Origin of the sequence: Sphingomonas sp. UYEF23 (assembly GCF_040546165.1) — a bacterium.
GTDB lineage: Bacteria > Pseudomonadota > Alphaproteobacteria > Sphingomonadales > Sphingomonadaceae > Sphingomonas > Sphingomonas glacialis.
On sequence record NZ_JBEPNG010000015.1, the window covers coordinates 1 to 12671 of the forward strand.

Consider the following 12671-nt stretch of genomic DNA (forward strand, 5'->3'; position numbering starts at 1 on the left):
AACCCATCCCGACAAAATGCCCTTGCCAAGGGGGCGTCCACATATGAATCACATTCGCGCCAACAAGGGTTTCCCGTTTATGGGGCCTGACCCTAATTTGAGTTTTCCAGCTCAAAACGGTCCAGGAAACGGGCAGCGGTTCACCGACAACGTAGGATCGGACCGATCTTGCTGGCAACCTTTCCTGAAACCTTGCTCGCAATCTCCACAAAAACACAGAGGAGCGACGTTGAGAGATGGTTGTCGTCGAGCCCAGAAGCGTCCATCAAAGGCGTCGAAGCCACCAGTGAGGGGCGTGTCCCGTGGTCGCGATCGGGTCATCGTCGATCACTGGGTCGGTGGCGTAAAGGTGACGATATGGCGATGACTGCGCGCAGGGTTGGACTAACGGTTGCAACGCTCATGCTGGCCTTTACGCCCCTGTTTGCTGTCGCGAAGACCGCTAGCCTGCTCGACCTGTGGAAGGGGCACGCGCATTTTCGGCAGGTCGGAACGATCGAATGGACAGATGCACCGGGTCAGCACAGTGAGATCGGAACTTGGTACGCGGTCCGAGGGAAAGCCTGGTACGCCTTCAGCCGCGCCTATTTGAATACTCCCAATCCCACCTGTCCCGGCGATAACACCAGGGTCGTCGTCCGCGAGAGCAAAAACCATGGCAAAACCTGGTCGAAGCCGACCTCGATCGTCGATCCGGGCGCCAGTCCTGCAGGTGACGGATGCGCAATACTGGATGGCAGTTCGTTCTATGACTTGCCGACGCGAACCTGGCACATGCTTGCCCAATGCATGGCCCTGTCCAATGCGGGGGGGTGGTCGTTGTGCCATTACAGCCGAGCGAATGAATCGCCGACCGGTCGATTTACCGCTGATCCGGCAAATCCGGTCGTTCGGGGCGGACAGCTATGGTCGCGGATTTGCGCTGGGGAAAATAAGGCTTGTCCCGTTTCCACGCACGACGAAGGAACCCCCTACATAATTGAGAAGCGCAATGGCAAATTTATCGTGACTTTTCATGGTGTAGGTCCGGGCGACAAAACAGGTTTTCGTGGTGTCGCCGAAACACGCGATTTCAAGATTTGGACAACCAGTGGCGGAGATCTGCCGGGCGACGCGATCTTCAGCGCGAAGGATTGTAGCGCATGGCTCCCCGGATGCGTCGGCACCGGCGCCGTCAGCACGATCAGCACCCCTGACTACAGATTCATGATTGGCGAAATCATGACAAAAAGCTTGGCCTGCCAAATCAATCAATCGTGGAACTTCGAAATCTATCGAACACGAAGAAACTCCTGGCCGAGGGCCGGAACGGGAAAATGGGAAAAACTAGTCGGTCCCCCGATCATCAAATCCTCAATGCCCGACGATGCGACCCCGTGTCCCGTCAGTTATGCGCACTTCGTAACCGACGACTCTGGAATCTATCTGATCTATGAGGATTGGGCCCCCCGACGTGCCTTTCTGAAACGCCGAGTGCTCAGATTGTTCCAAGATGGGCCGCCAATCTCCGAAGCACAGAACCGTGCGCACTTGGCCAATAAAACGCGAGTCGTCTCCCGAAAGCGCCAGCGATAGCAATGGTTGGCCAAGCCCACAGCCTCGCAACTGCCCCGCGGCGGCGGCAGGACATTCGCCGTGGATGGCAAGGCCATCTGTTTGACCTTCCCCACCCAGCCTCGAACTCAACAAATTTGCTCGTTCCCGTAGCTAGGTCCAATCAAGATGCTTTGTAACGTCGTTGAGATTACCGATCTTCTGAGCTTGGAAGCCACGAAATTCGTGCGGGCGTCCTACCGGAAGGTGCTGGGACGCTGGCCAGAACCAAGCGAACTGACCAACCATACCAGCGCGCTTCGCCTTGGAATTGGCCGTCAACGCCTCTTGGCCGATATCGCCACGTCCGCCGAATATGAGTCGCGGCAAAAAAGTTTGCTGGCCAACGGGGATGATGCAGATTGCGTAAGGCATCTCTATGAAACGCTGCTCGGACGTGCGCCCGAGGCCGAAGAAATGAACAGCCATCTTGAGCGGCTACGAGCAGGACGGGCGCGCGAACTGATCTGCGAGGATATTGCGCATTCGGCCGAGGCGCGCTCCGCCGCGACGTTCTGGTCGGACCTGTCACGCCTCGTTGTCGAAGAAAAAAGAGGAGCAAGCCGATTCCTCGGGTGGTTAGGGCGCAACCGGCGCGAGACGCGAAACCACAACCGCGAGCGTGAACTGGCCTATCGCCAGGTGGAAAGCCTCGAGAACGCCGTGGCTTCGACAACGGAACAAGTACGTGCCCTCGCAAGCAAAACTGGCAACCTCAATGCCGTCCTGCGGCAGGAAATTGGCCGAGTACGACGACAAGTCAAAGCAACCGACCAGCGGCTTAGCGGCTTGGGCAGGCACCTCGAAAGCATACGTCTTGCTGTCGAACGTATCGATGCAAGCAAGCCCGATCACCACTTCGATGCGTTGACCCAGACACTATTTTGCAGCGCGGAAGAGGAGAACGGTTGGCGGGATACCGTAGATGCGAGCCTCGAAAGGCTCGAAAAACGCTCAGCCGAGCATTTGGCCGCGATCGAATTTTTCAATTCGTCAAAACTGTCGCATCCTTTGGCGTACGTCAACCAGACAGACCTCAGTGCGCTTGGTCAAAGAAGTCGTTCAGCTGTTATACGCCTAAATAATGTTTTTCAAAATTCGTTTATTTTGAGTGATGCCAATGCGTTTGATTATTGATCTACAGGGTTCCCAAGGACAGAATCGGCGTCACGGCATTGGCCGGTATTGCATGTCTTTCGCCCAAAGCCTGATCGAACACTGCGGTAATCATAGCGTTTTCGTGGCGATTAGCGCTCTGTTTCCTGAAACGATCGAACCGATCAGAGCAGCGCTGAGCGCGATCTTACCAAGCGATCACATCATCGTCTGGGACTCGCCCGCTCCACTACACGCTTCCGACCTAGCAAATGAGTCACGTCGACTGGCGGCGGAACTCATGCGCGAAGCGGCCTTAGCCAAAGTCCGCCCGGATTATATCCTTATCCCGTCGATATTCGAGGGACTTCATGACGATGCCGCAACGAGCATCGGGCAGCTGTACACCGCAATCCCCACCGCACTCGTCCTGTTTGATCTCGCCGCGTCCGGGACAACCGAATTCTATCCGGCCACATCGGAGGCTGCGCAATGGTATGAGGCCAAGCTCGGTCACATTCGTCGCGCCGATTTGGTGTTCACGCTTTCGGAAGCCGCGCGAGCGGGCGCCTTGCGACATTTGTCGATCGTCCCGGCCAGCGCTGTAAGGATTTCGGCAGCGGCTAGCGCTCGGTTCAGTCCTGCTTTCATCAGCCAGAAACGCCGCGAACAGCTTACACACCAATTTGGCCTGACGCGCGCATTCGTTCTTTGTGCTGGCGCGACCGGTCGAGACGAAAGCCTCAAAGACCTGATCACGGCGTTTGCGGGACTGTCGGCTGATCTTCGTCGAGATCATCAGCTTTTGCTCCTGTGCGCGATCTCACATGCCGAGCGGGAGCGTTTGGACCAATTTGCGAGAGCCTGCGAGCTCAGCCCATGTGACGTTGTTTTCTGCGAATCCATCTCCGACGAAGATTTGCTTAACTTCTACCGCGCCAGCACGCTGGTTGTCCTTCCCTCACGACACGAGGGGTCCATCCTACCGGCGCTCGAGGCGATGCAATGTGGGCGCGCGGTCATTGGTGGCGAGACATCGAGCTTGGCCGAGGTGATCGGGCTGCAGAGTGCACTCTTCGACCCACGCAACGCTAATGCGATGCGTCACAAAATCGAACAGGTCTTACGCGACAGCCAGTTTCGCAAGAAACTAGAACAGCATGGCATCACTCGAGCGCGCGAATTCAGCTGGAATCATGTCGCACGACGGGCATGGGCGGCTCTCGAGAAGAGCCAAGCTGCCCGTACTTCAGTGGTTCCCAATCGCACAAAGCGGCCGCGGCTGGCGTTCGTCTACACCGGTGGACCCGCCAACGGCGAATGCGTCGACTATGGCGCGATCGTTCCTGAATTATCACGCCATTACCGCATCGAAGTCGTTACCGACAAGGACGAAATAGTTGCCCCCCGAATAGTAGCGAATTGTCCTGTTCGAACCATCGCATGGTTCGAAAATCACGCGCATGAATTCGATCGGATAGTTTACCAGCTCGGGCACCCCCGATTGCATAGGCCAAAACTTGCCCTTCTCGAGCGCCACCCAGGATTGGTCGTGCTCGACGACTTCATCTTGGGAGATAACAGCCAACAGCAAGGAGATAGCGGCGACACGCCGCTCGAAACCATCCAGATGCTGCTCGAAGCACATGGCTGGTCCGCCGCGACGCGATATTGGAAAGGCGGCGCCGCTGAGAGGCGTCAGCGTCACCCTTATCCCCTGCGGGCGATCCAGGATTCGCTCGGAGTCATTGTGCATAGTCGTTATGCAACGCAGCTTGCGGAACGTTGGTTTGGTCTCGACGCAGCGAAGGACTGGTACGTCGTGCCACGCCCGCACCATAGAATCGTGTCGGTAGACCGTGCAGCGGCGCGGCGCGCGCTCGGCATTCCCGCGAACGATTTTGTTGTCTGCAGCTTCGGCGCGCTCGGCCCGACGCGCTTAAACGATCGCCTATTGGCGGCATGGTTCGCCAGCCCGCTTGGAGGCGATCCAATGTGTCGCCTCATCTTTATCGGCGAAAACGAGGACAGCGAATACGGCGCAGGACTGCAATACTCCATCCGTTGCGCTAAATCGACCAGCGGGATCGAAATCACCGGATCGGTGGATCCGGAAACACTCCGGCGCTGGCTGTCCGCGGCGGACATGGCTGTTCAATTATGCTCGCCTGCGCACACAGCAACATCCCTCGCTGTGCTAGATTGTATGAATGTGGGTTTGGCGACCATCGTCAACGCGAACGGATCGGTTGCCGAGCTGCCAAGCGATTGCGTTTGGATGCTGGCCGACGCGTTCGAGGACGAGGATCTTGTCGCAGGGCTGCTAGCGCTTCGGAAGGATAAGGCGCGCCGCGCCGAAATCGGCGCCCGCGCCATGGCGTTAATCGAACAGCAGCATCTGCCCCAACACTGCGCGCATGGCTATGTCGCGGCAATCGAAAATTCCTATGCCGTCGCGAGCCTTGGCGAGGCTGGACTCGGCCGGGCGCTTGGCGAAAGCAGCTTGACACTGTCGCAACAAGATTGGGTTGAGCTAGCTTCAAGCATCGGACGAAACCTCCCTCGCCAGCCGCAGCTCAGACGCCTTTATGTCGACATCTCCGAGCTTGTCCAACGTGACGCGAAAACTGGGATTCAGCGCGTTGTGCGTTCGATATTGATGCAGTGGCTTCGCTTCCCCCCGGAAGGCTGGCGTGTCGAGCCTGTCTACGCCAAGACGGGAATTTTGGGGTACAGCTACGCACGCGCCTTTACCGCGCGGTTTCTGGGGATTGAAAATGTCTGGTCGGACGACTTTGTAGAACCAAATCCCGGCGATATCTTCATAGGCCTAGACTTGCAGCCAGCAATCGCACCCTTCCAGGACAGTATCCTAAAAAATTGGTATCGGTCTGGGGTTAAAATATATTTTGTTGTATATGATCTACTTCCGATTATTTTGCCCGAACATTTTCCGCTTGGCAACAAAGTAGGCCATCATACATGGCTTGAATTTGTTAGCGGGTTTACCGGATTGATCTGCATCTCACGTTCCGTCGCAGATGAACTATATGAATGGCTCGATCATTACGGACCTGCACGTCACTGCCCCGTCGAGATTCACTGGTTTCATCTGGGCGCCGATACCGAGAACAGTGCACCATCAACTGGTTTTCCCGATAGCGCACAGGATACACTCTCCGCGCTTCGTGCTACGCCGTCCTTACTATCCGTCGGCACCATCGAACCGCGCAAAGCCCACCCGCAGATCTTAGCGGCGTTCGAGCGTCTATGGGCTCAGGGAACACAGGCAAGCTTGGTTCTAGTCGGCAAATTGGGTTGGCTCATGGAAGACTTCGCAGCCCAGCTATGCGGCCATTCGGAATTCGGAAAGCGCCTGTTCTGGCTCGATTCGATCAGCGATCAATTTCTCGATGAAATCTACGCATCGTGCAGCCACCTCATTGCGGCAAGCGAGGGCGAAGGTTTCGGCTTGCCGCTCGTTGAAGCAGCCCGGCATGGTCTGCCTGTTCTCGCGCGTGACATTCCCGTTTTCCGGGAGGTAGGCGGTGACTCGGCAACCTATTTCCCGGACAGCAAGGATCCGGGGGCGATATGCGACGCCATCACGGACCTTCTCGGTCGGACTGAGCCACAGCACGAGAGCGGTAAAAAGCCTTGGATCAACTGGGCGCAGAGTGCGGACGCCCTCCTTTCGACCATGATGTGCGGCGAGAGGCCATATAAAACCTGGGAGCCTGACAGCGTGTTGCGCTTCTGGGGGCATGATGCACGGCTTAAGTCGCAATTCGGAAAGCGTCATCGGCGGGAGATTTGGACCGATGGCGTCACTGGATTTCTTGTATACGGTCCCTACATGCCGCTTGGTCTCGGAACATATCGGATCACGGCCTGTGGCACGGCCAAGATCATAACTGGCGATGAATATCTGGACATCTCATCGGACGTTGGCGAAAGTCTCCACCTCACCGCCGCGATAAGCCATGACGGGGCGGGATGGTGGGTCGTCGAGATGTTTCACATCGCCACGGCGGTAATGGATTTTGAGGTCCGACTATGGGTTACTGAGACGACCGACCTTTCGCTCCGGTCTATCGAGATAGAATTGCTGCCCTGACACGCGCAACCACGTAAATTGTAGAGCTTGGGAATTTATGACGACACACCCGGTTTCGGCCGACGAACATCCGGATCCGTCCGCCATCCGATGGTTTCATTCCTTCAAAATGCCAGATGGTACAGTTTTTGACGGAGTTAAGCCGCTCGACATTCAACTGGAGGAAGCCGATCTTATATTCTCTGGCGATCTGATTGGGAAATCAGTTCTTGATATCGGCGCGTGGGACGGCTTTTTTTCTTATGAGGCCGAACGCCGCGGTGCCGGGCGGGTCTTGGCGACCGACCATTTTTGTTGGTCCGGGCCAGGCTGGGGTAACCGGGACGGTTTCGATTTCATCCACCGAGCGCGCGATTCGCAGGTCGAGTCGCTGGACATTGACGTGCTCGACCTGTCACCGGAGGCCTTGGGGACGTTCGATGTGGTACTATTCCTCGGCGTTTTGTACCACGTCAAAGACCCGTATAGCTGCCTTGAGGCGGCCGCGCGGATGTGTTCGGACCACCTTATCATAGAAACCGTGACGGCGCTGCCGCTCGAACCGCTTCCGGCAATGCGTCTTTACAAACCAGGTGAATTGGGTGGGGATCCAACTAACTTTTGGGCACCCAATCTTCCCGCGCTCGAGGTTATGCTCGAAAACTTCGGATTCACGAGCGTAGAATTCCTCGCGTCACCTGCCTCCCCCAAGCATCCTTTGACGCGAAGCCGTATTGCTACCATGCGCGGCAGCAATGGGGAGACGCATCGGACGATCATCCACGCTCGTCGGTAGGGACGGGACCCGAGGACGTCGAACTCGGGGCGCGCCGTCGCAGGGGAGTAAATAGGCGTTGGATCGGGCCCACGATCGGCGTCGAGAAGGAACCCGTTAACAGCATGGAGCCGACGTCCCGTTCGCGGTGCTTCCGGCGTATGGGAGGGCGTAGCCCGACCGGAGGTGCGAACACCGCGAACGGCTCTTTCCGCTGACGTGATGGCGTGGACGGCCCCTGCACAAGCGTAGCTGTGCAATGATGCGGCCGTTGTAGGTCCATGTGTGGACGGCCCCTGCGGCGCAAGAGCTTTTGTGCAGCGATGAGCACCGGTCGGGTGCATCCATGTGTTCGGCCTGTTCGCGCAGCACCGTCTGGCTGCTGGCCCTGATGAAGTCCGCAGGCCGGCTCCCTAATCACGTCATCGCGCTCGAAGCGCTGTGACCCCCTGGGTTTTGCCGACCCCCGGTCTGACCGGTTCGTCATCACTACTCAGCTACTCCTACGCCATCCTGCCGCCGGCGTTACCCAGCGACGCGGATGACGGTCACGCGGCGGACGCCGCGTAGACTTCGTTGCGCGACATCACCGCCCAGGCGATGCGCGCTGTCTTGTTGGCGAGCGCCACCGTCGCGATCTTCGCCGGTTCGCGTTCGAGGAGCTGTGCCATCCAGGGCTGGCGAGCGGCATTTTTGCGCGCCATGCGCATCACCGCTGTCGCGCCGACTACAAGCAACCGGCGCAGATAGCCGTCGCCCTGCTTGGTGATCCCGCCAAGCCGCTCCTTGCCGCCGGAGCTGTTCGCTCGCGGGGTAAGGCCGAGCCACGCCGCAAACTGCCGTCCGGATCGGAACAGCGACGCATCCGGCACCGCTGCCGATATTGCGGACGCGGTGATCGGGCCGATGCCCGGGATCGTGGCAAGTCGGCGGCTCGTATCGTCAGCTCGGTGCCACGCGAGTATCTGTGCTTCGAGCCGGTCGACCTCGCTGGAGAGCGCCCGTAGCTGGGCGGCGAGGGCGTGCAGGGCCGAGCGGGCGTGAACAGGCAGCTTGTCCTGCTGTTCGTGCAGTGCTTTTAGCATCGCAGTCACACCGCCCGCACCGACGCCTGTCACGATGCCATGTTCCGCCAGGTGCCCCCGCAATGCGTTGATCAGCATCGTCCGCTGTCGCACCATTAGGTCGCGGCTCTTGTGGAGCATCAACACCGCCTGCTGTTCGACGGTCTTCACCGCGACAAACCGCATGGTCGGACGTGTCACCGCCTCGCAAATCGCCTCGGCGTCGGCTGCGTCGGTCTTCCCGCGCTTCACGTAGGGCTTAACATAGGCGGGCGGCATCAACCGTACCTCGTGCCCCAACGCGATCAGCTCTCGAGCCCAATGATGCGCCGATGCACATGCCTCCATGCCGACGAGACAACCTGGAAGATCGGCGAAGGAGCCGATTACCTCGGCGCGCCGTAGCTTGCGCCGAACCAGAACGGCCCCGTCGCGGCCGATTGCGTGCACCTGAAAAACGCTCTTCGCCAGATCCAAACCGACGGTAATAACCTCCTGCTTCATGTTCCGACTCCTAGACGTGGACCTACAACGGCCGCATCATTGCACAGCTACGCTTGTGCAGGGGCCGTCCACGCCATCACGTCAGTTGCCGCTGGTGGAAGTGCTTGGGGCGGTCGCACCTGCCGCCCCATAGCCTTGCTGCGCTTCCTACCCTTTCACCACCGCGTCAATCGCCATCAGCCGCTCGAGCAAGGGCTCGAGATGGTCGAGCGGCCAGCTGTTCGGCCCGTCGGACATCGCCTGATCGGGGTCCGGATGCGTCTCGAGGAACAACCCCGCCACCCCGGCCGCTACCGCCGCGCGAGCGAGGACGGGCACGAACTCGCGCTGACCACCCGAGCGGTCGCCTTGCCCGCCCGGCAGCTGGACCGAGTGGGTCGCGTCGAACACCACCGGGCAACCGGTACCCTGCATGATCGCCAGGCTGCGCATGTCCGAGACGAGGTTGTTGTAGCCAAAGCTCGCGCCGCGCTCGCACACCATGATGTTGCCGTCCGAAACGCCGGCGCTTGTCGCGGCGGCCCGCGCCTTGGCGACGACGTGCGTCATGTCGCCGGGGGCCATGAACTGCGCCTTCTTGATGTTGACCGGCTTACCGCAAGCGGCAACCGCCGAGATGAAATCGGTTTGCCGCGCGAGGAAGGCGGGCGTCTGGAGGACGTCGACGACCTCGGCCACCATCTTCACCTGGTCCTCGGTATGCACATCGGTCAGCACCGGAAGCCCGGTTTCGGCGCGCACTTTCTCGAGGATGCGCAGGCCTTCTTCGATCCCCGGGCCGCGGAACGACGTGCCCGAGCTGCGGTTCGCCTTGTCGAACGAGCTCTTGTAGATCAGCAGCACGCCGAGCCGGTCGGCGATCGCGCGAAGCTGGGTCGCAATCGCCAGCGACTGGGCCTCGCTTTCGATGACGCACGGCCCTGCGATGAAGAAAATCTGGTGGTCCGGGCCGACCGCTTGTCCGCACAGCTGCATGGTCACGCTTTCTCTGATGGTTTTGCCCCTATGGCTTTTTGCGTAAGGGAGCGCGTATATAGCGACCTGCGCTCGAGCAGCGGTGGAAGTCAATTGGATACCGGGCCATGGCATCCATGCCGGCGGTAAAGGCATGGCAGAAGGGGATTTTATGAAAGCGATCGCGCTTAGCAGCTCGCAACATCCTGGTTTGCTCTCGGCACTGCGCACCACGCGAATCCAGATGGCGGCGCTTCAGGCGCTGTCGCTCGCGCTCAACGAATTCCCGTTGCGCGACCGTTTCCTCGAAGCCGTCGATACGATCGCCGCAAATACGGGGCGACTCGTCGTAACCGGCATGGGAAAGAGCGGGATCGTCGCGCGCAAGATCGCCGCGACGATGCGGTCGACCGGGACGCCGTCGCTGTTCCTCCATCCCAGCGAAGCGAGCCATGGCGATCTCGGCATGATCGGGCGTGAGGACATCGTGTTCGCGCTCAGCTGGTCGGGCGAGACCACCGAGCTTGGCGATATCATCGCCTATTGCCGCCGATTCGGCATCCGCCTGATCGTCGCGACCGCGTTTGCCGAGAGCACCGCCGGACGCGCTGCCGATCTGTGCCTCACCTTGCCGCAAGTGCGCGAGGCGTGCCCCAACGAACTCGCGCCGACGTCGTCGACCACGGTGCAAGTCGTGCTCGGTGACGCATTGGCGGTCGCGTTGATCGAGCGGCGCGGCTTCACGCGTTCGGATTTCCTCGCTTTCCACCCGGGCGGCCGTCTCGGCGCGCGTCTCGCGACCGCGGCGCAGTTGATGGCAAAGGGTGACGACATCCCCGTGGTCAAGGTCGGCGCGAGCTTGATCGAGGCGACGATCGAGATGAGCCGCAAGCGCTGCGGCTGCACCGCGGTGGTCGACGAGGGTGGGCGACTGCTCGGCGTCTTCACCGATGGCGATTTGCGCCGCGCGGTCAGCGGCGATCACATGCATGCCGATATTCGCGACCATATGACGCTCAAGCCGATTACCGTCGGACCCGAGATCCTTGCCTCGGACGCGCTGCGGATCCTCAATGAAAAGGCGGTGTCGGTGCTGTTCGTCGTCAGCGGCGAAAAGCTCGTCGGGCTGATCCACTTGCACGACATCCTGCGCGCGGGCGTTGCCTGACACTGCAATGCCCGACCTGATCGTAATTCCAGCGCGCTACGGCTCGACGCGGTTGCCGGGCAAGCCGCTGGTCGAGATCGCCGGGAAAACGCTGTTGTCGCGCGTCGTCAGCGTTGCACGCGAGGGCGCGCGGCGGGCGGGCAATGCCGAGATCGTCGTGGCGACCGACGATGCCCGTATCCTCGATCACGCGCACGCGCTCGGCTGCGACGCGGTGCTGACCGCAAGCGCGATCACCTCGGGTTCGGGGCGGGCCTGGGCGGCGGCGCGCGACCGCGCGAGCGAAATCGTCGTCAATTTGCAGGGCGATGCGCCGTTCGTCGATCCGGCGATGATCGCCGCGCTGATCGGTGCCTTGCGCGACTCGAGCAGCGCGGTCGCGACGCCGGTGGTGCAGCTCGACTGGGATGCGCTTGATGCGATGCGCGCACACAAGCAGACATCGCCGTTCAGCGGTACGACATGCGTGCGCGATAGCGAGGGCCGGGCATTGTGGTTTTCCAAGACCGTCCTTCCGGCGATGCGCAACGAGGTCACGCTACGCGAGGCGGGCGGACTGTCGCCGGTGTTTCGCCATATCGGCCTGTACGCCTATCGCTTCGCCGCGTTGCGCGAATTCGAGGCAACCCCGCCGACGCCGTACGAGCAGCTCGAGGGGCTCGAGCAATTGCGCTTCCTCGAATCGGGGGTCGAGATCCGGACCGTCACGGTCGCGCCGCCGCGCCATGCCATGTCGGGGATCGACACTCCGGCGGACGTCGCGCTGGCCGAGCGGCTCATAGCGCAGTTCGGCGAGCCCGAGCACGCATGGCGCTGAGGGTCACGATCGTCCGCCACGGCGACACGTTCGAGCCGGGCGTCGCGCCGCGGCGGATCGGCGCGCGGACCGACTTGCCGCTCGTCGCGAGCGGGCGGGCGCAAGCGCAGGCGCTGGGCGCCGCCTTCGCGGCAGGCGGGCAGCGCTTCGATCGCGCGTTCACCGCGCCGCTTGCGCGCAGTCGCGAGACGCTCGCGCTGATCCTCGCCGCGCAAACCGCGCCGCCGCCGGTCGAGACCGCCGACTGGCTCACCGAAATCGACCATGGGCCCGATGAGGACATGCCCGAAAGCGCCGTGCTCGCGCGGATCGGCGCGGCGGCGATCGAGGCGTGGGATCATGCCGCGCACGCCCCCGATGGCTGGAGCGTCGACCCTGCGCAGCGCGTCGCCGGGTGGAAGGCGCTGTGGGCATCGGGGTCGGGCAACATCCTCCTCGTCACGAGCAATGGCGCCGCGCGGTTCGCCTTGCTCTCGGACGCAGGACTGCACGAACAGGCGGCTTCGTTGCCGACGCTCAAGCTGCGGACGGGCGCCTTCGGTACGATCGTTCGCGACGCGGGCGGGCTGCGATTGGGCGATTGGAACCGTCGGCCGTAAGCTTTC

At 60.8% G+C, this 12671-nt stretch carries 9 protein-coding genes; 7 read left to right on the forward strand and 2 right to left on the reverse strand.

Annotated features, from left to right (window positions below; genetic code table 11):
- Window positions 1-357: 357 nt before the first annotated feature.
- The 4 genes from ABIB28_RS17790 to ABIB28_RS17805 all read left to right on the forward strand — a co-directional run bounded on the left by ABIB28_RS17790 (window position 358) and on the right by ABIB28_RS17805 (window position 7580).
- Complete coding sequence (locus ABIB28_RS17790; RefSeq protein WP_354289388.1) at window positions 358-1575, forward strand: hypothetical protein; 1218 nt, start codon at window positions 358-360, stop codon at window positions 1573-1575.
- 186 nt (window positions 1576-1761) lie between these two features.
- On the forward strand, window positions 1762-2730 hold the full coding sequence (locus ABIB28_RS17795) for a DUF4214 domain-containing protein (protein WP_354289389.1): 969 nt from the start codon (window positions 1762-1764) through the stop codon (window positions 2728-2730).
- Complete coding sequence (locus ABIB28_RS17800) at window positions 2714-6805, forward strand: glycosyltransferase (RefSeq protein WP_354289390.1); 4092 nt, start codon at window positions 2714-2716, stop codon at window positions 6803-6805. The genes ABIB28_RS17795 and ABIB28_RS17800 overlap by 17 nt, the downstream gene beginning before the upstream one ends.
- Window positions 6806-6842: 37 nt before the next feature.
- Entirely contained in the window at window positions 6843-7580 is a 738-nt protein-coding gene (locus ABIB28_RS17805; RefSeq protein ID WP_354289391.1) for a class I SAM-dependent methyltransferase, read from the forward strand.
- A 527-nt stretch (window positions 7581-8107) separates the two neighbouring features.
- Here ABIB28_RS17805 and ABIB28_RS17810 read toward each other — a convergent pair.
- Together ABIB28_RS17810 and kdsA are read right to left on the reverse strand one after the other, a co-directional pair.
- Window positions 8108-9127 (reverse strand): IS110 family RNA-guided transposase, encoded by a 1020-nt coding sequence (locus ABIB28_RS17810; protein ID WP_354289393.1) that lies wholly within the window; start codon window positions 9125-9127, stop codon window positions 8108-8110.
- A 147-nt stretch (window positions 9128-9274) separates the two neighbouring features.
- Window positions 9275-10102: a 3-deoxy-8-phosphooctulonate synthase gene (kdsA, locus tag ABIB28_RS17815; RefSeq protein WP_354289415.1), complete on the reverse strand. Its 828-nt coding sequence runs from the start codon at window positions 10100-10102 to the stop codon at window positions 9275-9277.
- Window positions 10103-10253: 151 nt separating this feature from the next.
- Between kdsA and ABIB28_RS17820 the strand changes: the two genes are divergently transcribed.
- From ABIB28_RS17820 to ABIB28_RS17830, 3 genes are read left to right on the forward strand one after another with little or no spacing between them, the layout of a single operon-like run.
- A complete protein-coding gene (locus ABIB28_RS17820; protein WP_133190920.1) occupies window positions 10254-11249 on the forward strand; it encodes a KpsF/GutQ family sugar-phosphate isomerase in 996 nt (331 codons plus the stop codon).
- A gap of 7 nt (window positions 11250-11256) precedes the next feature.
- Window positions 11257-12066 (forward strand): 3-deoxy-manno-octulosonate cytidylyltransferase, encoded by an 810-nt coding sequence (locus ABIB28_RS17825; RefSeq protein WP_354289395.1) that lies wholly within the window; start codon window positions 11257-11259, stop codon window positions 12064-12066.
- Entirely contained in the window at window positions 12057-12665 is a 609-nt protein-coding gene (locus ABIB28_RS17830; protein WP_354289397.1) for a histidine phosphatase family protein, read from the forward strand. The genes ABIB28_RS17825 and ABIB28_RS17830 overlap by 10 nt, the downstream gene beginning before the upstream one ends.
- Window positions 12666-12671: the final 6 nt, after the last annotated feature.

Bases quoted from the DNA above. Each gene is read 5' to 3' on its own strand.
- ABIB28_RS17790 (WP_354289388.1), top strand. From the start codon at position 358: ATGGCGATGACTGCGCGCAGGGTTGGACTAACGGTTGCAACGCTCATG.
- ABIB28_RS17800 (WP_354289390.1), top strand. From the start codon at position 2,714: ATGCGTTTGATTATTGATCTACAGGGTTCCCAAGGACAGAATCGGCGT.
- ABIB28_RS17805 (WP_354289391.1), top strand. From the start codon at position 6,843: ATGACGACACACCCGGTTTCGGCCGACGAACATCCGGATCCGTCCGCC.
- ABIB28_RS17810 (WP_354289393.1), bottom strand. From the start codon at position 9,127: ATGAAGCAGGAGGTTATTACCGTCGGTTTGGATCTGGCGAAGAGCGTT.
- kdsA (WP_354289415.1), bottom strand. From the start codon at position 10,102: ATGCAGCTGTGCGGACAAGCGGTCGGCCCGGACCACCAGATTTTCTTC.
- ABIB28_RS17820 (WP_133190920.1), top strand. From the start codon at position 10,254: ATGAAAGCGATCGCGCTTAGCAGCTCGCAACATCCTGGTTTGCTCTCG.
- ABIB28_RS17825 (WP_354289395.1), top strand. From the start codon at position 11,257: ATGCCCGACCTGATCGTAATTCCAGCGCGCTACGGCTCGACGCGGTTG.
- ABIB28_RS17830 (WP_354289397.1), top strand. From the start codon at position 12,057: ATGGCGCTGAGGGTCACGATCGTCCGCCACGGCGACACGTTCGAGCCG.